The sequence below is a fragment of the Vicingus serpentipes genome (genome assembly GCF_007993035.1).
Classification (GTDB): Bacteria; Bacteroidota; Bacteroidia; order Flavobacteriales_E; family Vicingaceae; genus Vicingus; species Vicingus serpentipes.
In genome coordinates this window covers 324,189-347,429 of the sequence record NZ_VOOS01000004.1, presented here as the reverse complement: position 1 = coordinate 347,429, position 23,241 = coordinate 324,189, and the positions used below count along the sequence as shown (strand labels likewise).

General features: G+C 31.5%; 20 protein-coding genes. 8 read left to right on the top strand and 12 right to left on the bottom strand.

All coding sequences use genetic code 11. The features are described 5' to 3' along the window. Entirely contained in the window at positions 1 to 342 is a 342-nt protein-coding gene (locus FRY74_RS10245; RefSeq protein WP_147101146.1) for a hypothetical protein, read from the top strand. Here the strand turns inward: FRY74_RS10245 and FRY74_RS10240 are convergent, their stop codons facing one another. The 4 genes from FRY74_RS10240 to FRY74_RS10225 all read right to left on the bottom strand — a co-directional run bounded on the left by FRY74_RS10240 (position 343) and on the right by FRY74_RS10225 (position 8,197). After that, a complete protein-coding gene (locus FRY74_RS10240; protein WP_170228005.1) occupies positions 343 to 1,929 on the bottom strand; it encodes an Ig-like domain-containing protein in 1,587 nt (528 codons plus the stop codon). Then, positions 1,926 to 2,411: a GAF domain-containing protein gene (locus tag FRY74_RS10235; RefSeq protein WP_147101142.1), complete on the bottom strand. Its 486-nt coding sequence runs from the start codon at positions 2,409 to 2,411 to the stop codon at positions 1,926 to 1,928. The genes FRY74_RS10240 and FRY74_RS10235 overlap by 4 nt, the downstream gene beginning before the upstream one ends. 40 nt (positions 2,412 to 2,451) lie before the next feature. Next, positions 2,452 to 6,009, bottom strand: a complete 3,558-nt coding sequence (locus FRY74_RS10230) for a PKD domain-containing protein (protein WP_147101140.1) — start codon at positions 6,007 to 6,009, stop codon at positions 2,452 to 2,454. 229 nt (positions 6,010 to 6,238) lie between these two features. Continuing rightward, positions 6,239 to 8,197, bottom strand: a complete 1,959-nt coding sequence (locus FRY74_RS10225) for a YfbK domain-containing protein (RefSeq protein ID WP_147101138.1) — start codon at positions 8,195 to 8,197, stop codon at positions 6,239 to 6,241. 139 nt (positions 8,198 to 8,336) lie between these two features. On the opposite strand from FRY74_RS10225, the gene FRY74_RS10220 reads away from it, so the two are divergent. Genes FRY74_RS10220 through FRY74_RS10210 form a run of 3 tightly spaced genes read left to right on the top strand, consistent with a single transcriptional unit; the run spans position 8,337 to position 10,073 of the window. After that, positions 8,337 to 9,389, top strand: a complete 1,053-nt coding sequence (locus FRY74_RS10220) for an NAD(P)/FAD-dependent oxidoreductase (RefSeq protein ID WP_147101136.1) — start codon at positions 8,337 to 8,339, stop codon at positions 9,387 to 9,389. Positions 9,390 to 9,393: 4 nt separating this feature from the next. Further along, positions 9,394 to 9,744, top strand: a complete 351-nt coding sequence (locus FRY74_RS10215) for a DUF6150 family protein (protein WP_147101134.1) — start codon at positions 9,394 to 9,396, stop codon at positions 9,742 to 9,744. A gap of 2 nt (positions 9,745 to 9,746) precedes the next feature. Continuing rightward, positions 9,747 to 10,073 (top strand): nucleotide pyrophosphohydrolase, encoded by a 327-nt coding sequence (locus FRY74_RS10210; protein ID WP_147101132.1) that lies wholly within the window; start codon positions 9,747 to 9,749, stop codon positions 10,071 to 10,073. A gap of 6 nt (positions 10,074 to 10,079) precedes the next feature. Here the strand turns inward: FRY74_RS10210 and FRY74_RS10205 are convergent, their stop codons facing one another. The 8 genes from FRY74_RS10205 to FRY74_RS12905 form a co-directional block, all read right to left on the bottom strand. Further along, positions 10,080 to 11,603 carry a YiiX/YebB-like N1pC/P60 family cysteine hydrolase gene (locus FRY74_RS10205; protein ID WP_147101130.1) on the bottom strand — a complete coding sequence of 508 codons (1,524 nt, stop codon included), beginning with the start codon at positions 11,601 to 11,603 and terminating at the stop codon, positions 10,080 to 10,082. Positions 11,604 to 11,651: 48 nt separating this feature from the next. Then, positions 11,652 to 12,902 carry a peptidoglycan DD-metalloendopeptidase family protein gene (locus FRY74_RS10200; protein ID WP_170228004.1) on the bottom strand — a complete coding sequence of 417 codons (1,251 nt, stop codon included), beginning with the start codon at positions 12,900 to 12,902 and terminating at the stop codon, positions 11,652 to 11,654. Between the two features lie 87 nt (positions 12,903 to 12,989). Beyond that, a complete protein-coding gene (locus FRY74_RS10195) occupies positions 12,990 to 13,811 on the bottom strand; it encodes a DUF3108 domain-containing protein (protein ID WP_147101126.1) in 822 nt (273 codons plus the stop codon). A 162-nt stretch (positions 13,812 to 13,973) separates the two neighbouring features. Beyond that, positions 13,974 to 15,920: a DNA topoisomerase (ATP-hydrolyzing) subunit B gene (gyrB, locus tag FRY74_RS10190; protein WP_147101124.1), complete on the bottom strand. Its 1,947-nt coding sequence runs from the start codon at positions 15,918 to 15,920 to the stop codon at positions 13,974 to 13,976. A 151-nt stretch (positions 15,921 to 16,071) separates the two neighbouring features. Beyond that, entirely contained in the window at positions 16,072 to 16,683 is a 612-nt protein-coding gene (locus FRY74_RS10185; protein ID WP_147101123.1) for a hypothetical protein, read from the bottom strand. Then, the gene (pafA, locus tag FRY74_RS10180) at positions 16,680 to 18,305 is read right to left on the bottom strand and encodes an alkaline phosphatase PafA (RefSeq protein ID WP_147101121.1); all 1,626 of its coding nucleotides are present in this window, start codon (positions 18,303 to 18,305) and stop codon (positions 16,680 to 16,682) included. Before pafA ends, FRY74_RS10185 begins: the two co-directional genes overlap by 4 nt. Beyond that, entirely contained in the window at positions 18,305 to 18,673 is a 369-nt protein-coding gene (gene crcB / locus FRY74_RS10175) for a fluoride efflux transporter CrcB (RefSeq protein ID WP_147101119.1), read from the bottom strand. The genes pafA and crcB overlap by 1 nt, the downstream gene beginning before the upstream one ends. Further along, the gene (locus FRY74_RS12905) at positions 18,670 to 19,086 is read right to left on the bottom strand and encodes a phosphatase PAP2 family protein (protein ID WP_223265865.1); all 417 of its coding nucleotides are present in this window, start codon (positions 19,084 to 19,086) and stop codon (positions 18,670 to 18,672) included. Before FRY74_RS12905 ends, crcB begins: the two co-directional genes overlap by 4 nt. Positions 19,087 to 19,374: 288 nt before the next feature. On the opposite strand from FRY74_RS12905, the gene rnpA reads away from it, so the two are divergent. Genes rnpA through FRY74_RS10150 form a run of 4 tightly spaced genes read left to right on the top strand, consistent with a single transcriptional unit; the run spans position 19,375 to position 23,222 of the window. Beyond that, entirely contained in the window at positions 19,375 to 19,773 is a 399-nt protein-coding gene (gene rnpA, locus FRY74_RS10165) for a ribonuclease P protein component (protein ID WP_147101115.1), read from the top strand. Next, positions 19,754 to 19,975, top strand: a complete 222-nt coding sequence (yidD, locus tag FRY74_RS10160) for a membrane protein insertion efficiency factor YidD (RefSeq protein ID WP_147101113.1) — start codon at positions 19,754 to 19,756, stop codon at positions 19,973 to 19,975. The genes rnpA and yidD overlap by 20 nt, the downstream gene beginning before the upstream one ends. Positions 19,976 to 19,991: 16 nt before the next feature. After that, positions 19,992 to 21,650, top strand: coding sequence for a S41 family peptidase (locus FRY74_RS10155; RefSeq protein WP_147101112.1), 1,659 nt, complete (start codon positions 19,992 to 19,994; stop codon positions 21,648 to 21,650). A gap of 9 nt (positions 21,651 to 21,659) precedes the next feature. Beyond that, a complete protein-coding gene (locus FRY74_RS10150) occupies positions 21,660 to 23,222 on the top strand; it encodes an O-antigen ligase family protein (RefSeq protein ID WP_147101110.1) in 1,563 nt (520 codons plus the stop codon). Positions 23,223 to 23,241 lie beyond the last annotated feature (19 nt).

The following is a 23,241-nucleotide window of genomic DNA, read 5'->3' as shown; positions in this document are numbered from 1 at the left end:
ATGAAAAAGTATGATCGTCCTTTATTAATTATTGGCTCTATCTTGACCTTGTTCCCCATATATTATGATTTGGGTTGGTGGTGGCTTTGTTACAAATATCAAGAATTATCACTTCAAGATTTGGGGCAAAAGTTTGATGAAGAAGTCTTTTTCAACCTAGTTGAAACAAATAGAACATTTGGTCTTTCTCTGTTAACTCTAGGATTAATTGGTAGCTTGTTATTATTAATCAGCTTAATTAATAGCTTGGAAGATAAAACCATCAAATTGAAAAGTTTTAAAATAATTGCTTTTGCTATTAATATGTTCTTTACGTTTTGGGTTCTTTTTGGATACTTATAACTACTCTATAATCCAATCAATTTTGTTGTCCCAATTTTCTTGAATCGAAATAGTTCCTTGGTAATAAATTACTTCTTCTGGTTGTAATTTTTCATTGTAGTTTCCTGTGTCCCAACTCTTATTGTTGTTCCTATCAACAATAAGTTTTATACCATAACTACCAGCAGTTAAATAATCAAAATTAAATACTGCTTTACCAACTCCATATCTAGTTTCAACAATTTTATTATTTAATGTAAAGTGAATGATATAGTTGTCAGTAATGTTTGGAGTTACATTTAAAACTAAATTACCATAATCTGATTCCCTTTTTGTTTTAAAGGTTTTTAAGATAGTATCATTATGTAAACCATATATATCGGTAAATACTGATGGTTCTGCAAATAATAGATAATCCGTTTTTTCTTTAAATGGATAAATTAAATTATATCTTCTAATATTTACAGAGTCTTGTGTAAACTTAAAATCGACTTTTATACTATCTTCTAACAAGCTAATTTTAGAAGTATCTATTCCAGCTATGGGTTGAGCGGTTGTAAATTGAATAGCTGTGTTTAAATCAAACTTAACTCCAACATTTGTATTAACTGTTAATGTTGAGTCTAAAAATAAATCAGGATTAATTAACTCAAGTTCAAGGGTATCAATAATGGCTTTATTATTATAAACCACTATATCTAGTTTTTCTGTAAATGATGGGTCAGATAACCAAAATGTTTTCTTTTTCTTGTCATCTGAAACCTCTTCAATATCAAGGCTAATATCTTCATTTAAAGATTTTATTATTATACTATCTGCTGGCATATTAAATTCAAGCACTATTTTTCCATAAGCTGTATTTGAACTTTTTGTTACGTATTGTAAATCTGTATTTTCTGTAAATGAGTATATGATATTATTAGTTTTTGAAGAATCAATTTGTATTAACTCATTGTAAAAACCTATTTCCTCATTTGGTAAATCGAATAAATAATTGCTATTAATATCAGTTAAAGCAAATAATTTATATTTTCCTTTACTAATATTTGTAATTTGGTAATCTCCATCTTTATTCGTTTTAGCAATATATCTCGGCTTTTTTGTTTTAGGAATAGAATCTTCAAACTCATCATAAAGCATTACAAAAACGTTTTCTTTTGGCGTTAAATCAAAAGCTCCTATAACCTTTCCTTCATAATTTAAAGAGTCAATAAAACTACCTGTAGAAAAAACATATTTATAATTTGGATAAATATTTCCTTCGGTAATGTCCTTTATCGCATCTCCAAAATTTAAACTATAGGTAGTATTTGGTTTTAACTCGCTTTTAATTTTAATTACCAATTTTTTACCTTTCACAGCTATATCAGGTGTTTCATCCATTAGAGGAGAAACTATTAATTGACTAGATAAATTATCTAAACTTATAAATTCATTAAACTCAACTGTAATCGTATTTTCAATAAAATTGGTTGTCTTATTTGCTGGAAATTCCTCTTTTACTTCTGGAGGTAAAATATCTTTATCTCCTCCCGACAAGGCAGAACGTTGAGCACAAGAAATTATAAAAATTGAGACAACTAACAATATGATGTACTTCTGTCTCAACCCAGTTTTTTTATAATTTCTATAACTTGCGATAAGTATTTTTCGTCTATTTCATCAAAATCATTCAGCTTGTCACTATCTGCATCTAAAATCATAGAAACATCTCCATTTTTATTCATTACGGGTAATACAATTTCTGATTTAGAAGCGGAATTACAAATAATATGATCTGGAAATTCATCCACATTAGGCACAATAATTACCTCTTTTTTATGCCAAGCTGTTCCGCTTACACCTCTTCCTAATTGTATTCTAGTGCAAGCAATTGGTCCTTGAAAAGGTCCTAAAACTAATTCATCACCCCTAACGATATAAACACCTATCCAAAGCCAATTGAAGGTCCATTTTAAAGCAGACATTATATTACAAAGGTTAGCGGTCTTATCGCTTTCACCTTCAACTAATGCCTTTATTTGAGGTATTAATTCCTCATATTTTTTTTCTTTCGAAATACCATCCGAAACTATTAATTCTTCCGCCATGTTGCAAATATACAAAGTTGTACACAGTAAAAAACAAGAACTATTTTAGTAATGTTACTTTTCCTGTAAAACGGTGAAATTGACCAGTATAATCTTTTAATCTAATATTATATACATACACTCCTTGCTCAGAAATTTGATTGCTACCATTAGCAGACCCATCCCATCCTTGATTAAGGCTTGTTGTTTCATATATTTTTTCTCCCCATCGATTAAATATTTGCATTTCAAACTCATCTATTTCTTCACCAACAGCAGTAAAAACTTCATTTAATCCATTTTCATCTGGCGTAAAAGCATTAGGAATATAAAATGTATAAGCAGGATCAACGGTAACCTCTTGCTCGTAAGTATCAGAACAACCAAAATAGTTATTAGCAAATAAAGTTATGGTATACGTTCCTTTATCTTTATAACTGTAAATAGGATTCATTTCTGAAGAACTTGATCCATCACCAAAATCCCAATTATAAATAGTGGCGTCTGTTGTAGTATTATCAAAATAAAGTTTTGAGTTTAGTGTGCTAATCTCTTCATCTGGTGTAAAGCTAAAATTAGCTTTCGCTATTGGGTTAACAATCGCGTTTAAATTTGTTGTCGCCAAATTAATACACCCTTGTGCTGAAGTTACAATTAAGGTTACGGTATAACTTCCTGATTGAGAATATGATTTTTCAGGCATTGTAACTGTTGAAAAGGTATTATCGCCAAAATTCCAATTATATAAATCTTGAGAAACATAAGGTGCATTATTCTGTAGATTAAAAGTCGCCTCTCCACATCCTGTTGAAGTTTGTGGAGTTAAATCTATATTAGGCAATGAGTTAACATCTATATTTACACTATCTAATAATGTATTCCCACAATCATCCGTTACTTGAATTACATAGGTTTCTGCTTCATCTGGATATACATAATGAGGCCCAAGATTAGTTCCTAATCCATTGCTCCATTGAAAAGTATAAACCCCAATTCCTGGTGTAAAATTCGCAAAAACAACCCCGTTTTCTTCTATACAAATAGCTGTATCAGGAGCAACAGTTAAGGTTGAAAGGTTGATGTCATTAACTAAAACAATAGTAGAAACCGTTGCTCCTATACAACCATTTTCATCTATTCCGTATACTTGGTATTCTGTTAATTGTGAGGGAGAAACTAACTGAGAGTCTGATATTATTCCATTATCCCAATAATATTGAATAGCTCCCGTACCTCCTGTTGAAAAAGCTTGTAAGTTAATATTTTCACCTGGGCAAATAGTCGATTGACTTGAAGACGTAATAACCAACTTTTCAGGTTCTTTTATAATAGCTGATGTTGTATCTTCACAGCCATTTGCATCTGTTACTGTTAACATATACATATTTTCTGATAAAGAACCTATTTGAGGAGATGTAGCACTATTGCTCCATAAGTAAGAATATGGTGGTGTCCCTCCAACAACAGAGGCTTCAATTTCTCCATCATTAGCTTGATAACAACTAATATCAGTTTGATTAATCACTGATGCTTCTAATGGCAAAGGCTCATTAATTATAAAAGAACCTATTTGATTACAACCATTATTATCAGTTACCTCTAATTGATAATTACCTTGTGTTAACATATTAATAGAATTTCCTGAGTAAATTCCTGAGTTCCATGAATAAGAATATGGTGATGTCCCTCCAAATGCATTTACATTCAATAATCCACCATTTCCTCCATTACAAGAAACATCAATTTGGTCAATTACATTTATAGACAATGGGTCTGGCTGGCTGATGCTTACCTCATCTAAAACTTGACATCCATTAGCATCTGTTACTGTTACCAAATAACTTCCTGAAGATAATCCTGTAGCTATATCACTAAACTGATTAGGAGTAGTATTCCATAAATAAGTATAACCAGAAGTTCCTCCATTTGCCAGAACACTTGCTGTACCAGTATTTTCTCCATTACAAATTACATTTGTTGTTGAAGTGTTTATTGTTAGAGGTTCTTGTGGCTCCGTAATAATAATACTATCAGAAGTAATACAACCATTACTTGTTATTACATCTACATAATAAGTTCCTGCAGATAAATTTGAAATATTGTCAATCGAGTCTCCATTTGACCATTGATAAGTGTATGGTTGTTGTCCTCCATTTGCAACTACTGTTGCTGTTCCGTTATTCCCTCCAAAACAACTAACATCAGTTGAGTTTATATTAATGTTGCCAGGAGCGGCACCACTTCCAACAGTGGTATTTCCTATAGCTGTACATCCATTAACATCGGTTACAGTTACAGTATATGTCCCTGCATTTAATCCATGAGCTACTGAATTATTCCCTCCTGTTGGACTCCATGCATATGTGTATGGCCCTGTACCCCCTGATGGAGTTGCTGTTGCAGTTCCATTGGATGCACCACAATTAGCATCAGTTGAACCCATACTGACATCAAATCCTGTAACTGTAATACAAAAAGAATAAACCTGCAGCCCAGTTATAGGACAATTATCATCAGCAACATTTACTGTAAAACAATAAGGAATTGAACTTATGTCTCCAACATTTGGAGTCCAATTAAATGTTCCTGTTTGATGATTTGATGCATTTGTTGTGAATGTAGCACTAGGAATAGCATTATTCCATGCTAATGTTACATTCTGACCAGCATCTATATCGTTTGAAAAAATATCAAAAGTTAAATTTGATCCCGCACAAGCAGTTATTGAATATTGCCCTGTACCATTAATCCCTGTAATTTCAGGTAAATTATTACTACAAACTATTGTTCTTAGTTGAATATCTCTTACTACACTACCTATCAAAACACCATTTCTCCATTCTTCTACTTTAACAGCAAGTACTGTTACTTCAATATTGGTTGGTGTAACACATATATCTCCAGTATTTGAATTAAAACTAACTAATGGGCTTGATAATAAAGGTTGTGTTTCAGAATATCCTGGCACATATGTTACTGTTGTTCCTGGTCCAGTCGCAGGTGCAAATAAAGAATAATACAAAGAATCTCCATCTGGTTCATAAGCTCCATGATTAAAACAAGAGGTTTGTCCAATACATGGATAGGATACTGGTGGGTTTGAAAATGTTGGAGAATTATTACAAACGAAATCTAAATTATTTAGTTGAGCTTCAACATAAATATTTTCATCTCCAGGATTATTAATTGTATTAATTGCATTATTTCTACAACATAAAGAAAAACTAAAAATCCAATCGTTACATTGAGCAGGTAGAGTAACAACCCCTTGATATATATATTCTTCAACTCCAGGGTAAGTTCCTCCTGAACACACTGTATTTACTGAACTACAAACCAATGAAACTTCATTTCCTGTTGCTGCAGCTTGATTCAAGGTAATATTAAAGTCTTGATTACAAGATGAAGAGTAAAGATTTACATCAACAGAGCCCGGTGCATTAATCCCGCTACAATCTCGGTAAAAAGATACGCTAATCTGATATTGGCTTCCCCCCAAACATTGATAAGTAATATCTGCACTTTGAGCATGGCTTGCATATGCTTCACCACTAAGTTGAATAAACGCTATGATTAGTAATAAGGTTTTTAACCTTGGAAAATGGTAAATTAGTTTCATGGCTATTAGGTATTAGTAAATAAAAGAACTTTGTTGTTGTCAACTATTATATTTCAACGATAGTGTTAAATATTATGTTTCGTTAAAACTGTGCATTTTGTGTAAATCAATATTTTGTTTTGTGTTTAATCATTTGTGCAGTATTATAATTTGCAAAATTATCTCTTAATAAACAAAAGCCCCAACCGAAGTTGGGGCAAAACTGGTAAGTGATGTGGGTTTTAAATTACTATTCTTCGTTTAAATACGCACTTGCTTGCATCTCACTCATTTCTACCAGCCTAATAAATTCTGCTCTATAACCAAACTCATCTTTTCCTTTGCTTGCTTTTGCAAGAGCCAACACTTTTTCGAAAGAAGCTTCCGCTTTATGTTTTGAATTTCTTAACAACAATCCAAACTCAGCAACAGCAGCCGAAAATCTAAAGTTTTCTGAAGTTTTATTTAATAAAACACTTTTGTCAGTTAAGTGATTTACAATTAAGTTACTCTTATCTTCTGTTGGTTTTTTATATCTAAACTTTACAGTCAAAATCTCATCAGTTTTAGGCGTTGGAATTAGTTCGGTTAATCGTTGGTAACGTAATGGATCAACTGAAGGAGCAATTCCTTGTCCTTTTAAAACAACTTCATAAAGAGCAGTTACTGTATGTCCTGCACCTAATTCTCCTGCATCTTTAGTATCATCATTAAAATCTTCATCATTTAACAATCGGTTTTCATATCCTATTAATTTGTACGATTCTATTTTTTCTGGATTAAACTCTAATTGCAATTTTACATCTTTAGCTATTGTAAACATTGTTCCTCCCATTTCGGTAACCAATACTTTTTTCGCTTCTAAAATATTATCGATGTAAGCATAATTGCCATTTCCTTTGTCAGCTAATGTTTCCATTTTAGAATCTTTGTAATTTCCCATTCCAAAACCTAAACAAGTCAAATAAACTCCAGATTTTCTTTTCTCTTCAATCAATCGAGTCATTTCACCATCACTACTTGCTCCAATATTAAAATCGCCATCTGTTGCTAAAATAATTCTGTTGTTTCCTTCTTTAATAAAGTTTTCTTGTGCTATTTTATAAGCTAACTTTATACCAGCACCTCCTGCTGTTGAACCTCCAGCATTTAAATTGTTTAATGCTTCCATTATTCTTTCTTTATCGTTCCCTGGGGTTGATGGTAAAACCAATCCTGCTGCCCCAGCATAAACTACTATTGCAACTCTATCATTTTCGGTTAAGTTATTTACTAAAAGATTAAACGATTTTTTTAATAATGGCAATTTGTTTAGCGAACTCATCGACCCTGAAACATCTAATAAAAATACTAGATTACTTGATGGTAATTCACTCATATCCATTTTCTTACCTTGCAATCCGATATGAATTAATTTGTTGTTTTTATTCCAAGGACAATCGCTCATTTCAGTAGTAATGCTAAAAGGATGTTCTCCTTTTGGTTGTGGATAATCGTAAGAGAAATAATTAATCATTTCTTCTATTCTTACTGCATCTGCTGGTGGATTTTGTCCATTTGTAATAAATCTTCTCATATTTGAATATGAAGCAGCATCTACATCTATTGAAAAAGTAGATAAAGGGCTTGCTATTACATTTTTAAAATCATTCTCCGAAATTGGGCTGTAAGACTCTGTATTAAAATTATCTTGTCGAGAAACTACGTTGCCAATAATCATTGGACTAGCATAACCAGCGCTCATCTCTGCACTTTTCATTCTTCTATCTTTTTTATATTTATCTTTCGAAACAGCTACCGTACTTATGCTTTCCTCTTTTTCGTCTTCAGCATTAACTACATCAATTTCGTCTACAATTTGAGGAGTATTACTGCTCAATTCAAAAACCATATTTTTTGTAACTGCTGAGCTAAGAATTATCCCTTTTTTAGTAAATTTTCTATACCCTATCATTTCAACAATCACGTTATATGTTGAAGGTGCAATACCTGTAATTTCAAACTTCCCATCAACGTCTGTTAAGGTCGACTTTATAGTTTTACCCGTTTCTGATTTTAAATAAACATTTACCATTGGTAATGTTGCTTTTGTTTGTTTATCAATTACTTTTCCTTTTAAAATGGCATCTGCTGCATAAGACTGATTAAATAGTCCGATTAAAATAACTACCAATAGATAGTGAAGTGCTTTTGTTTTTTGAGTTTTCATAAGTTTATTTTTTAAGTGAGTTAATGCTTGTTTTGTAGTTAGATGTTTGAATCATAAAAAATCCATAAAACAATTTTTAATTTTTAATTTCGAAGTATAAATCGAAAGCCTTTCGAAACCACAAAAACAGTATGTTGAAATGAATAAAAAAGTCGATTATATTATTGTAGGGCAAGGATTGGCTGGTTCTGTTTTAGCTTATGAATTATTAGAAAATAAACAGACTATTCTCGTTATTGATGAAGAAAAAGAAAACACATCTTCAAGAGTTGCTGCTGGATTATGCAATCCGGTTGTGTTTAAGCGATTAACCAAAAGTTGGTTAGTTGATGAAGTATTAGAAAACGCAAAATCATTTTATAGGCAACAAGAAAAATTACTAGGCGAACAGTTCTATTTCGATATTCCTATTTATAAATTGTTTGTTGATGAGAAAGAAGCTAATTTTTGGAGACAAAAAAGTAATGAACCCCAACTTTTTGATTGGATTAACCATAAAATAGAACATCCTTTTAATCCAACCTATCTTGACCATAAATTTGGTGCAGCAAAAACACTGCAATCTGGTTATTTGCAAACGGCAAAATGGTTAAGTCATTTTCGTGAATATTTAAAAAAATCAAACTCTTTTCTCGGTTCAACGTTCGATTACAATAAAATAGAATTTAAAGAAAATGGGGTTGCTTGGAATGGATATGAAGCAAAGCAAATTATTTTTTGTGAAGGTTATCAAAGTATTCATAATCCTTTTTTTAGCTGGTTGCCTTTTAAGTTAACCAAAGGCGAAGTTTTAACGGTTCAATTTGAAAATTTAAAATTAGATTCTGCGATAAATAAAGGTGTTTTTGTATTACCTTACAACAACAATTATAAACTGGGGGCTACCTATAATTGGGATGAATTAAATGAAAAAACATCAGAAGAAGGTAAAGAAGAATTATTAAAAAAAGCAGGAAAATTTATTAATGATAAAATAGAAATAATAGAGCATAAAGCTGGAGTTCGACCGACGGTCCTCGACAGAAGACCTCTAATTGGAGTTCATCCTAACCATAAACAATTATGCGTTTTTAATGGATTAGGCACAAAAGGAGTAATGCTCGCTCCATTTTTTAGTCAAAAATTGGTAAATTGCTTATTAAATAATGCTCCTCTCGATAAGGAAATTGATATTAATCGCTTTGAAAATTAATACCATGAAAAACTTAATTCTCCTACTTACACTCGTTCTTAGTTTTATACTTAGCTCAAATACATCATTAAAAGCTCAAAAAATATTTAAAGTTAAATACGAAAGTCAAGCAGACATTAAAGTTTACATTGTGAAGTACGAATCGCAATGCGACTTAAAAGTATTTAATGTAAAGTATGAGAGTCAAGCCAAAAAAGATGGGCTTTGGTATGTTGTAAAATACGAGAGCCAAGCCGATAAAAAAATCTACTTTGTTGATTACGAAAGTCAGGCTGATTTAAAAATTTACTTTGTAGATTATGAAAGCCAAGCTGGGTGGAAAAACAATGCAAAATCACATCTATTAAAGTTTTAAAAATGACATTAGAACAAGCACAACAAACAGTAAATAATTGGATAAAAGAACATGGTGTTCGTTATTTTAATGAATTGACCAATATGGCAATGCTTACAGAAGAAGTTGGCGAAGTAGCTCGCATTATTGCGCGTAGATATGGTGAACAGTCTGAAAAAGAAAGCGATAAAAACAAAGACTTAGGAGAAGAAATGGCAGATGTTTTGTTTGTTTTGTTGTGTTTGGCTAACCAAACAGGTGTTGACTTGACTGATGCACTAAACAAAAACTTAGAAAAGAAAACGAAAAGGGATGGAGAACGTCATCACAATAATCCTAAGTTAAAATAGTTGTTCTTATTCCACTAAAGATTTAAATAATTCCATTTGTTTATCTTCTTGGCATTTAACACCATCATGATAAAAAGTAATCAGTTGAAATTTTACTCCTTTAATACATTGATTAGCAACATTGTCAGGACTAATAGTATGTCTTCCTAATGTTTTTTCTGTAGGCCAATCTACTTGAGGAAAACAAACATAAGCTAATTCGGAACAAACTATTTTTTCTGTTGTGTTAACATCAAAATTAAAATCATATTTTTTCCCAAGTTGTCTAAATGCAAGTAACAGTGATTGGTTCTCGCTAATACTATCATTAAAAACAGGTCTTAAAATAGCAATATCATCAATATTCATAAATTCATCTAAAGAGCTAAGTTTAACTCCACTCCTTAAAGCTTCAACTATATTATTCCCATCAAAATTATCAGCTCCTTTTGAGCTAATTTGATCATGAAATGGCTTAACAACTTCATTATCCCATAACCCTTTTTCTTTTAATTCACTTTCATTCCCAACCCAAATAGCGACATGTCCGAAATGCCCTGGTATTAATTTATCTGTTAAACGAAAGGGAGTTTTTTCTAGAATAACATCTAGGGGTTGAAGTTCTTTTAATAGCTCTTCTTTGATCTTCTCGTTTTTATAAAGCTTTCCCTTTCTAAACTCGACTAATCCAATAGAGTTACCAAAAAATTTACTTATTCCGTCAAATCCGTCTTTTTTTAATTCAGCAAAAATATCTTGCGACATTCTACCGAACACTTTAAATTTTTTACCAACCATTTCTTTTGTGGTTAGATTTTTTATATGATTATAAGATGGGCTAGAATATATTAATAATTTCAAATACTCATATTCGTTATCACTTTGACCGATAAAATGTTTCTGTTTTTTTTCAAAAAAAGATATCCCATCTTGAATCCTTTTTTGATTTTTAATAGAATTAGCCGCTAGTGTAATTTCTAATAATACATTTGAAGAGACATCAAACCCTATGTCAGGATCATTTGACAACCTCCTTAAACGAGGGTCGTTTTCAAATATTAATGCCCCAATCAAATAATTGTCGTACAAGGTTAACGCTGATGCTACAGAAAGCATTACAGCTTTAGTCCTAATGTTTTCTTTTACCTTTGCTCTTACAAGCCTCTCTTTAGATGCTTCTTGAGCGCATTCATATCTATAGGTTATATCGTATAACTTTTCTCTTAAAACTAAAAATGTTTCTGTTTTAGACTTTAAAAACTCTAAATGTTTAGAAGAAATTGGTTTTTCAATATCTAAATTTATTTCATTAGAAAACTGAATCATTTCTGATCTAACAACAAGACTTTGCTCTACTAATAATTGAAATTCAGAAATTTCAAAACTTAAAATAGAGTCTAAATTTGAATAGGATTCTATTTTAGAATGAATATTTTCCCAACAATATTTATCCTGTTGTTTTTTGTTTGTTTTCTCTTTTATAGAGCACCCAAAGAATATAAATGCAAAATAAATTAATACAATAAAAATATTATATGGCCTCACTAACATTGTATAATTTATCTAATCTTTTTATTTGATAAATATAGAGAATGTTTACTAATCCAGCCCTTTCACTTTTACCTTTTGTAATTGCTTATCAAACTCTGCTTTTTTAAGCTCAAATGGTGCTTTGTAGGCAGGCTTTATTGGCTCAGATGGAGGAAAATCCTCATTTAAATGATTAACCTGTTGCCCATTTTTCCAAAAACGATAACAAACATGAGGACCAGTTGCTAAACCTGTGCTACCAACATAACCAATTACATCTCCTTGCTTTATACTTTGACCAACTTTAGCTGCTCTTTTACTCATGTGTAAATATTGAGTAGTGTAAGTACTATTGTGTTTAATTTTAACGTAATTACCATTATAAACAGAATGTGCAGATGCAATTACAACTCCGTTTCCAGTAGCCAAAATTGGTGTTCCTTTTGGTGCGGCGTAATCTGTTCCTAAATGTGGTTTATTTCGTTTTTGTACCGGATGAAAACGCTTCATTGTAAAACCAGAGGTTAATCGACCAAACTCTAAGGGTGACTTTAAAAATGCCCGTCTTAAACTATTCGCTTTGGAATCAAAATAATCACCTACATTATCTTGTTCAAAGTAATAAGCATTATAGTTTTTACCACTATGGTTAAATTCTGCTGCCAATACTTTGCCAATACCTATTGATTTTCCATCAACAAACTTTTCTTCATATATTACTTTAAACCAATCGTTTTCTTGAATTCTGTAGAAATCTATCGACCAGGCATACACATTTGCCATTTCTATTGCCAACACAGGGCTTACTTTTGCGTCCTGCAGGGTTTTATATAAAGAAGATGTAATAACTCCTGAGGTTGTGTGTATTTCGGTTGTAATTTCTCTACGCTCTTTATAAATTCTTAACGAATCTCTCATATCAAACACCACATACTCTACAGCATTTGGTTCGTATATAAAACATTGTGCTTTACCTAAAGAATCATTACTACACATTACTGTATAGTTTTTACCCACATGTAAGCTTTTTACATTAAAAACACCTTCTGATTCTTTAACCAGTTTATCAATCTCTGGATAAGGAATTTTATATTTTAATAAAATGTTTGCTAAAAATTCATTCGGTTGTATTACTCCTTTATGTACTGTAAATGAATCCGTTTGAATACCATACTCAAAAGTAGGTTCAGGAATGGTGTCTTCTAGACTAATTAAGTCTTCCTCTGTTTCTAAATCGTAATAATAATCATTGAAATATATTCTACACCCTCCTATTAAAAGGATTAACACAAATACAACCGCAGCTATTTTTTTCCCCATCTTCATTTTTTAAATAAGGCATAAAAATAAGGCGATGAATTGCTTCATCGCCTTATTTTTTCTATTGTTTTAAACAGATAACTGTTATTAATCGTCAATTTTTGAAATTGGTGCAACTAATCCTTTGTAGCCTGTTAATTCCATTTTAACTGAACCAACCATAACTTTACCTTGTGCTAGTAGTGGTATTTTATTTGCATCATCTGAAATCCAAACACTTACATCGTCTTCACTTTTAAACAAACGACCTGTTTGAATTACAGGGTGAAACTTCATTGCATTATAAGTATCTCCACTAACTTCTACTTTTTCTTTTCCTGCATATCTTATTTTTAACGGCCATATTTCATCATCAACAAACGACCAAATTGTAAATATTTCTCCTTTTTTAGCATTACTAAAATCTATAGTTCTTGCATAATAAAATGAAGAAAGCATATCTTGAATTCCTTCTGGAGCTTCAAATTCATTGCCATCTTGAGTAATTACTTTTTGTTTGTTTTGAGCAAAGGTGTAATTCTGTTTAATCTTATAACCACCTTCATTTACGTCTCTAACAAACATCCAAGGGAAGGCTCCATCCTTATCGATAAATGTTTCATAACGGTCTCTAACTTTAAAAAACCAATCAAAAGCGCCTTTCGATTTTCCTGTTCCAACCACATGGTAAACTTCTCGTCCAGCAATTTTTTTATCTAATTTATTTACTTCTAATCTAGCTGTTCCAGCATTAATTACTCCATAATGTAATCTATACTCTAAAACTTCTCCTGGCTTATAAGCTTCACTTTCAATTTTTCTAAACTCTGTTTTTTCAGTTGTTTGCCCAATCGCAATTTGTTGTTGAGCGCTAAATGCAGAAAACAACCCTGCAATAGCAATCGCTGATATTATGTGTTTTGTTTTCATAGTTTTTAATTTAATAGGTTACTTGGTAGTTGGCAAAGTCTATGCCAAAGCAGTATAATATTACGAATAAAATCGTTTTTTGTTGTAAAGAAGTCTATTTACAGAAAACAAAAAGCCCAAGAATATCTATTCTTGGGCTTTGATTATACATTGAATTCTTATTTATAAATCGATGTTTGCATACTTCGCATTTCTTTCAATAAACTCTCTACGAGGTGGCACTTCATCACCCATTAACATAGAGAATGTATGATCTGCTGCCGCTGCATTTTCGATAGTAATTTGTCTTAATGTTCTAAACTCAGGATTCATTGTAGTTGACCAAAGTTGTTCAGCATTCATTTCTCCTAAACCTTTGTATCGTTGAATACCAACACTTGACTCCGATCCTTTTCCTTTCAATTCTTGAACTGTTCTATCTCTATCATCATCATTCCAACAATAACGTTGCTCTTTTCCTTTTTTAACTAAATATAATGGAGGTGTAGCAATGTAGATATATCCCTTTTCAATTAGCTCTTGCATGTGACGGAAAAAGAATGTTAAAATTAACGTCTCAATATGCGAACCATCAACATCGGCATCACACATAATAATAACCTTATGATATCTTAATTTTTCTGTGTTTAATGCTCTTTCGTCTTCTTCTGTACCAACTCTTACTCCTAATGCCGTATAGATATTTTTAATCTCTTCGTTTTCAAATATTTTATGAGACATCGCTTTCTCAACATTCAAAATCTTTCCTCTTAAAGGCATAATTGCTTGAAAGTGTCTATCTCTACCTTGTTTTGCTGTACCTCCTGCAGAATCTCCCTCTACTAAGTATATTTCACTTTCAGCAGGATCTTTAGATGCGCAATCAGCTAATTTACCAGGCAAACCACTACCTGTTAAAACATTTTTACGTTGAACCATCTCACGAGCCTTACGAGCTGCATGACGAGCAGTTGCCGCTAAAATTACTTTTTGAACAATAGCTCTTGCATCTGCAGGATGTTCTTCTAAGTAGTTTTCTAACATTTCACTTACTGCTTGGCTCACTGGAGCAGTAACTTCTCTGTTTCCTAATTTTGTTTTGGTTTGACCTTCAAACTGAGGTTCTTGAACTTTTACAGAAACAATTGCTGTTAATCCTTCTCTAAAGTCGTCTCCAGAAATTTCAAACTTTAACTTATCAAGCATTCCTGAAGCATCAGCATACTTTTTAAGTGTATTTGTTAATCCTCTTCTAAATCCAGAAAGGTGAGTACCTCCTTCGTGAGTATTAATGTTATTTACGTAAGCGTGAATGTTTTCAGCATATGATGTATTATAAATCATAGCTACTTCAACAGGAATTCCACCTTTTTCTCCTTCAATACTAATTACATCTGCAATAAGTGGCTCACGAGAAGAATCTATATATTTTACAAATTCCGATAACCCTTCGTCTGAATGAAAAACTTCTGCTTTAAACTCACCATTCTCTTCTACTTCTCTTTTATCGGTAAGGGTAATTGTAATTCCTTTATTTAAGAACGACAATTCTCTCATACGATTTGCTAAAGTCTCATAATTATAAATGGTTGAATCAAATATAGATTTATCTGGTAAAAAAGTAACTTGAGTTCCTCTATGGTCTGTTGTTCCTGTTTCTTTTACAGGATAAAGAGCCTTCCCTTTTGAATATTCTTGTTCGTAGGTTTTCCCTTCTCTATATACTATAGCGTGTAGGTGCTCAGAAAGTGCATTCACACAAGAAACACCAACACCGTGTAATCCTCCAGATACTTTATACGAATCTTTATCAAATTTACCTCCGGCACCAATTTTAGTCATTACTACTTCTAAAGCAGAAACACCTTCTTTTTTGTGCATATCAACAGGGATACCTCTACCGTTATCTTTTACAGTAATTGAATTATCTTCATTGATGTTAATTGTAATCGTATCACAATGCCCAGCTAAAGCTTCATCAATTGAGTTGTCAATTACCTCGTACACTAAATGATGTAAACCTCTAATACCAACATCTCCAATATACATTGATGGACGCATTCTAACGTGCTCCATTCCTTCTAATGCCTGAATACTATCGGCTGAATAGCCTTTTTTTTCTTCGCTCATATTTTATCTAAAATTTCTCGTTTTTTGAAGTGTAACAAATATAACAAAACGAAGCCGTTTATAAGCGGTAAATACTTATTGGTTGATAGTATTTATCAACATAAAAATTAACAAACGAGAAGGGTGTTTTTTTCTGCTGCTTTGATTGCTTTTATCCTTCACAAGGTGTTCGAACATCTATAAAAGTTAATGCCCATATATCATCAACTATTGAAAAATAATAAACATAACTTTCTGTATCGATTACAGTATATTTTATTGTTTCAGCAACAGCTATAAATGCCTGTTTTTCCTTCTCATTTAAATCACAATAGTTCCATATTTGACCATCTAATAGTGAATTGATTTCTTGAGCAAAACATCCCTGTTTGTTGTAAATAAAATCCTCACAAACTACTTTTGGCAACTCTCCAACTATTGCTTTATTGGAAATCTTTTTGGTTAAAATAGCAGCATTAAGTTCATAGCTTTTTTCAATTTGGGGCATTGCTCCATTGCTACTGATGATATAAACGCCATAGTTTTCATTTATTAATGATGAATAATCCGCTGTTTTTTGCATTTCAGAAACACTAGAAAAAATCATTAAAAAAGAATCTTGAGGGGTTAAAACTTCTGTTTTTGATGCTCTTAAATTTACGTTATCTGTTAACTCTAATGTATCTTCTTTAATTAACTCTATTGTTTCGTTACTTTCTCTTTCTGGAGTATTACATCCAACAAAAATAAACAAGGCGATTATAAGCGTATTTAATGTTTTCATTTTACAAGTTCTTTAATTGGTAATCCTGTACATGCGCTTGGCGCCTGAATATTTAACATTACTGCTAAAGTAGCAGCGATATCTGGTATTACAATTTTACTTTTCGTTTCACCTTTTGCAATACCAGCACCATACCAAAGCAATGGTACATGTGTATCGTATTGATAAGGAGAGCCATGTGTTGTGCCTGTTGAGTACCCAGACATTATCCAGCCCGATTCAAGTGTAAACAAAATATCTCCCGAACGATTTTGATTAAATCCTCTTTGAATTATTGAGGCTATACCTTCATCAAATTTTGTGCTTTCTAAACTATTTCTTGTTAATGTTAATGCAACGCCTTCGTAGTCCAATAGCCAAGTAGCAATAGCATTTTCAATTTTTTTCTGATTTAGTTTATTAGCATCAATACGGTTGTAATCTAAAAATACATGGCTATTAGAAATATTTCGAATTAAACTATCTACGCCAAATTGAGTTTTACATTTTTTACTCAAATCTTTTGCAGCAGATTTCATATCAAAATAACCTGCAGGAATATGATTGTCAATTAAATACTGGGGAACATTAACTGCTCCATGATCAGCTGTTAAAAAGATTAAAACTTCATCATTTTTAAATTGCGCTTCTAATAATGTTAAAATCTCAGCTAATTCTCTATCTAATCTTAAGTAAGTATCTTCCACCTCAATAGACATTGGTCCAAATTGGTGCCCCACATAATCAGGTGAAGAGAAACTAATCGCTAAAAAGTCGGTAATATCATCTTTCCCTAGCTGCTCTCCTTTAATTGCTGCAATTGCCATTTCTTTTAAAATGGTATTTCCAAAAGGAGTAGCTTTAATTAAACTATAGTTTGAATTACTATCTCTTAAAGCTGGTAAATTATGAGGAAAAATAGGTTTTTCTTCACCTGTAAATGTTCCTTCATAATGATTATCATCAGGAATGCTTTCAGTATAATCTTTTATTGGTAATAGTGTATTCCAAGGTTTGTTTAAATAGGTATTTGCTGAATTTTTAGAGTTAACATCTTGCACCCATTTTGGCAAGTCATTCATGTAGTATGTGCTGCTTATCCATTTTCCTTCATTTCCGCCATCGTACCAATAAGCTGCATCTGCTTTGTGCCCTGCAGGTAATATTGCTCCTCTATCCTTTAATGAAACGCCGATTACTTTACCTTTAAAATTAGTTGCTAATTTTAGCTCATCTGTAATTGTTGTAGTAATCATATTTTTAGGAGACATTAGTCCATTTTTAGAACCACTCCCCAAAGTAGCTACTGTTGTATCTTCAGTACAATAAAAATATTTTCCCGACTCTTTATTAAACCAAGTATTTGCTATAATTCCATGGTTTTCTGGTGTTGTTCCTGAATAAATAGATGCATGCCCTGGAGCCGTATAGGTTGGCATATAATTGTAATGGGTATTCTGACAATTAAAACCATTATTAATTAATTTTTTAAACCCATCCTCACCAAATTTATTCCAATAGCGATCTAAATAATCGTAACGCATTTGATCAACCACAATACCAACAACAAGTTTTGGCTTGTTGTTTTGAGCGTTTGAAACTGTAGTTGCCATTAATAAAATGGCTAAAATAAAATTCTTCATTAACCTTGATTTTTTAATAATATATAAATCAATCCAACACCAACTATAACGCTTAGTAAAATGTTTAATATAGCAACGAAATAATTGCCTGATTTTAATAATTCAAATGTTTCGAAACTAAAGGTTGAGAAGGTACTAAAACCTCCACAAAACCCTGTAATTAAAAATAACTTTAGTGTGGTGCTTGCATCAATTTTGTTGGCAAAAAGTAATACTGAAATTGCTAAAATTATGCAACTTAATGTATTTGAAATAAAGGTTCCTAATGGAAAATTTCCATCAAAAAAAGAGGTGCTAAACTTAGATATAACATAACGACATAAACTTCCTAAACCACCACCAATAAATATTGCTATATAATTTATCATAACCCTATTTTATTGTCTATTTTTTTATTGATAAAACTAAGCATCATAAAAACAAATTTGCCAATAATTGCACCCAATATTGCACCGCAAATTACATCCCCAGGATAATGAACTCCTAAATAAATTCTGCTGTAAGATACAACTGCCGCCCAAATTACAAGTGTTGGTAACAACCAGGAAATTTTTTGTTTTACCAGCAAGCCTACAAAAACTGCTAAAGCAAAAGTATTTGTAGCGTGAGAAGATACAAATCCATATTGACCTCCACAATGATCACTAACAATATGAACCAAATTAGCTATTTCAGGATTATGACAAGGCCGTAATCGCATAAATACCTCTTTAAAAAAATACACAGAAATTTTATCGCTTAAAAAAATTAACGTTACAATAAATGGAACGATATAAAGCAACCCTTTTTTAAATTTTACAAAAAGTAAAATAAGAAGCGCTAAATAAAGAGGTATCCATATATAACGATCAGAAATCCATTCAAATACAACATCAAAAAAATTGTTGTGAATACTGTTTAAAAACAGAAAAAGCTCAGTGTCAATATTGTTTAAAAATGAAAGAATCTATGTGTTGTTTTGGTTTATTGACAAAAATAGCCAAATCAAACCTTTTAACTTAATTTATATTTTTTGTTTTAGAAATTAAAGCCTATTGTTTTTAATGAAAGTATCTTTGACTTTAGCATTATGAAGTTAAACAACAAATTTTCAAAAAAAGAACACCTTAAAAGTCACAACGACATTCAGTTTTTGTTTGCTAAAGGTCGTTCTGTAAATGAGCCTTCTATAAGAGTTGTTTATACTAAAAAAGAGGAGAAGACAGGAATATATCTAAACGCAGGTTTTGCTGTGCCTAAAAAAAACATCCGACTAGCAGTTAACAGAAATTTAATACGACGAAGAATAAAAGAAGCTTACCGCTTAAATAATCATGAATTAAAAGAAAGCCTTAAAGAAAATGGGCAAGAATTAAATGTAATGTTTATTTATACCGCTAAAGAAATTTTTACGTACAAAGAGGTTGAAGAAAAAATAAAAGTAATTTTAAAACGTTTAAAAGCTTTGAATGAGAAGGATATTAAGTAAAATATTTATCCTTTTAATTCGATTTTATCAATTAAGCATTTCGCCCATTTTAGGACAAAATTGCAGATATTCACCAACTTGCTCGCAATATAGCATTGAAGCAATTAATAAATATGGTGCTTTAAAAGGTGGTTGGATAGCTTTAAAGAGGATTTTTTCTTGTCACCCTTGGGGTGGAAATGGATACGATCCTGTACCTTAACATTAAAATAAAAAAGATGAAAAATAGAATTTCAAAAATAGTGTTGATTGTTAGTATAGCAATCTCATCAGTAGTTTCAGTTGGTTTTGTTGATAGTTATTTTGAAGTATCTAAAAACCTTGACATTTTCGCAACTCTTTTTAGAGAGTTAAACATTTATTATGTTGATGATTCTGACCCAGGTAAATTAATGAAAACAGGGATAGATGCGATGTTAAAATCGTTAGATCCTTACACCAATTACATCCCAGAATCGAATATTGAAGATTATAAAATGATGACCACTGGTCAATACGGCGGTATTGGTGCGTTAATTCAAAAACAAGGTGATTATGTAATTATTTCTGAACCCTACGAAGGCTTTGGTGCTTTTAAAGCAGGTTTAATTGCTGGTGACAAAATTTTGGAAGTTGATGGAAAATCAGTAAAAGGAAAATCAACAACAGATATTAGAGAGTTTTTATTGGGACAACCAGGCTCTACGATTGAATTGAAAATTGAGCGACCAGGTACTCCTGAGCCTTTATTAAAAAAAGTAACTCGTGAAGAAGTGAAAATTAAAGATGTACCTTATTTTGGAATGGTGGCTGATTCTGTTGGATATATTAAACTAACTGGCTTTACAGAAACTGCAAGTGCTGAAGTAAAAGAAGCTTTTAATAAATTGAAAGAAGAAAATATGCAATCGCTTGTTTTAGATTTAAGGGGGAACGGTGGAGGATTGCTTAAAGAAGCGGTAAGTATTGTTAACTTTTTTGTGCCAAAAGGTGCTGATATTGTTAACACTAAAGGAAAAATAAAAGACTGGGACAAATCTTATGTTGCTACTTTAAATCCTTTAGACATGGACATTCCTGTTGTTGTTTTAATAGATGGTGGTTCGGCTTCAGCTTCTGAAATTGTTTCAGGATCTTTACAAGACAATGATAGAGCTATTGTAATGGGAACTCAATCTTTTGGAAAAGGATTGGTTCAATCAGTTAGACCATTAAGCTATAATTCAAAACTAAAAGTAACCGTTGCTAAATATTATACGCCAAGCGGAAGATGTATTCAAAAATTAGACTATTCACACAGAGATGATGAAGGAAAAGTAAATGAAATTGCTGATTCTTTGATTACCGAGTTTAAAACCGTTCACAATAAGCGTCCAGTTTTTGATGGTAAAGGTATTTCTCCTGATATTGAAGTTGATCGTGAACCTATTAGTGATATTTCAGTGAGTTTATTAACTAAAAGCTTGTTTTTTAATTTCGCTACAGAATATCGTTTAAAACATGAAACTATTGCTCCTGCAAAAGAGTTTGAATTATCTGCAGAAGATTATAAATCATTTGTTGAGTTTCTTTCGGATAAAGATTATGCCTACACAACTGAAAGTGAAGATTTATTAGCTTCTCTTGAAAAAACAACCAAAGAAGAAAAGTATTTTGAAGATGTTAAAATTGAATATGAGCAATTAAAAGAAAAATTAAGCTTACATAAAGGTGATGATTTAAATACGTTTAAGGAAGAGATTTCAAAGATTTTAGAGACTGAAATTGTTGGTCGATACTACTATCAAAAAGGGCAAATTGAAATTTCTTTAAAAAAGGATGCAACCCTTAATGAGGCTATTAAAACATTAGGTGATAAAGACTTGTACAATTCGATTTTAGCCGGGACAAACAAGTAGAAAGTTAAAATGCTTAGCAGTTTTAAAAACCCTTATTTTAATTCTCATAACCTTTATCTTTTTGGTGCAATATCAATTTGTGTAGGATTGTCGCTTTCAAAACCTTTGTTGGGCCTTGGTCAGTTATTAATCTCTGTTGCTTGGATTGTTGATGGAAATCTTAAAAACAAAATCAAAGCGTTTTTTACAAACCCATTAGCTATAGCTTTAATTGCTTTTTTTGGACTAACATTAATTGGATTAATTAATACATCTGATTTCGGTTATGCTTTTAAAGATATTAAAAGAAAACTCCCACTTTTTGTTATCCCTTTTGTGCTATTCTCAAAAAAATTTACAGCAAAAGAGCTAAAATTATTTTTTATAATCTATATAGGAGGGGTTCTTTCCTCTTCTTTTTGGAGTGTTTTTGTAAAGCTTGGAGGGCTTGGAATTACTATTCATGATTATCGAGATTTATCGAGATTTAATTCTCACATCCGCTTTGGATTAGAAATATGTTTAGCCATTTTTGGTGCTGGTTATTACTTTTTTAAAACTCCAAATGCTAAAGAAAAAATTGTTTGGCTTTTAACTATAGTTTGGCTCTCAATTTTTATGGTATTTATCTCCTTATTTACTGGTATTGCTATTTTATTTGTTGTAACTGTTTTAATGATTTTGTTCTTTAGTTTTAAATTAAAACTTAAGCCTCTAAAAATTGCTTTATTCCTCAGCCCTATATTAATTCTAGCTTTTGGAGGTTATAAATTAGAAAAATCATACTCTAGCTTTTATGAAAATAATAAACCTTTAAAAGAGCTAGAAAAAACTGCAAATGGACGATTTTATTTTCATGATTCTACAGCAACAAACAAAGAGAATGGTTATTATACATTTCGAAACAACTGCTTTGGTGAAATGTTCTGGGAATGGGAGAAAAAAAGCACCTTGCCTTTTCATGGAAATGATTTAAAAGGACAGAAATTAAAAATTACCCTTACCCGTTTTCTAACCTCTAAAGGAGTTTATAAAGACAGCCTCTCTGTTTATAATTTAACACCAAAAGAAATAAATGCCATAGAAAATGGCGTAGCAAATTACAAGTTGGTAAATATGTCAAGCATCGATAAACGTTTGTTTGATATTATATGGGAATTTGATAACTATAAAAATGGTGGAGATATTAATGGTCACTCTATACTAATGCGATTAGAATATTGGAAAACTGGTTTGGAAATCTTTATTGACAATCAAATTTTAGGAGTTGGATCTGGTGACATACAAGCTGCTTTTGACAAACAGTATGAACTAAACAATTCTACTTTAAAGCCTCAATTTAGACTTAGAGCACATAACCAATACATAACAATTGCAGCAACTTTTGGGGTTGTTGGAATAGTTCTTTTTTGCTGGTTTTTGTTTTACCCTATGGTTAAAACAAAATCTTACCAAAACTATTTATATGTGGCTTTCTTCTTAATTATTTTGGTTTCGATGCTAACTGAAGACACATTAGATACTCAAATTGGAATTACGTTTTTCGCTTTTTTTAATACCTTATTTGTCCTAAATCATAAAATATTAGATTAGAATTGAAATTATATTTCAT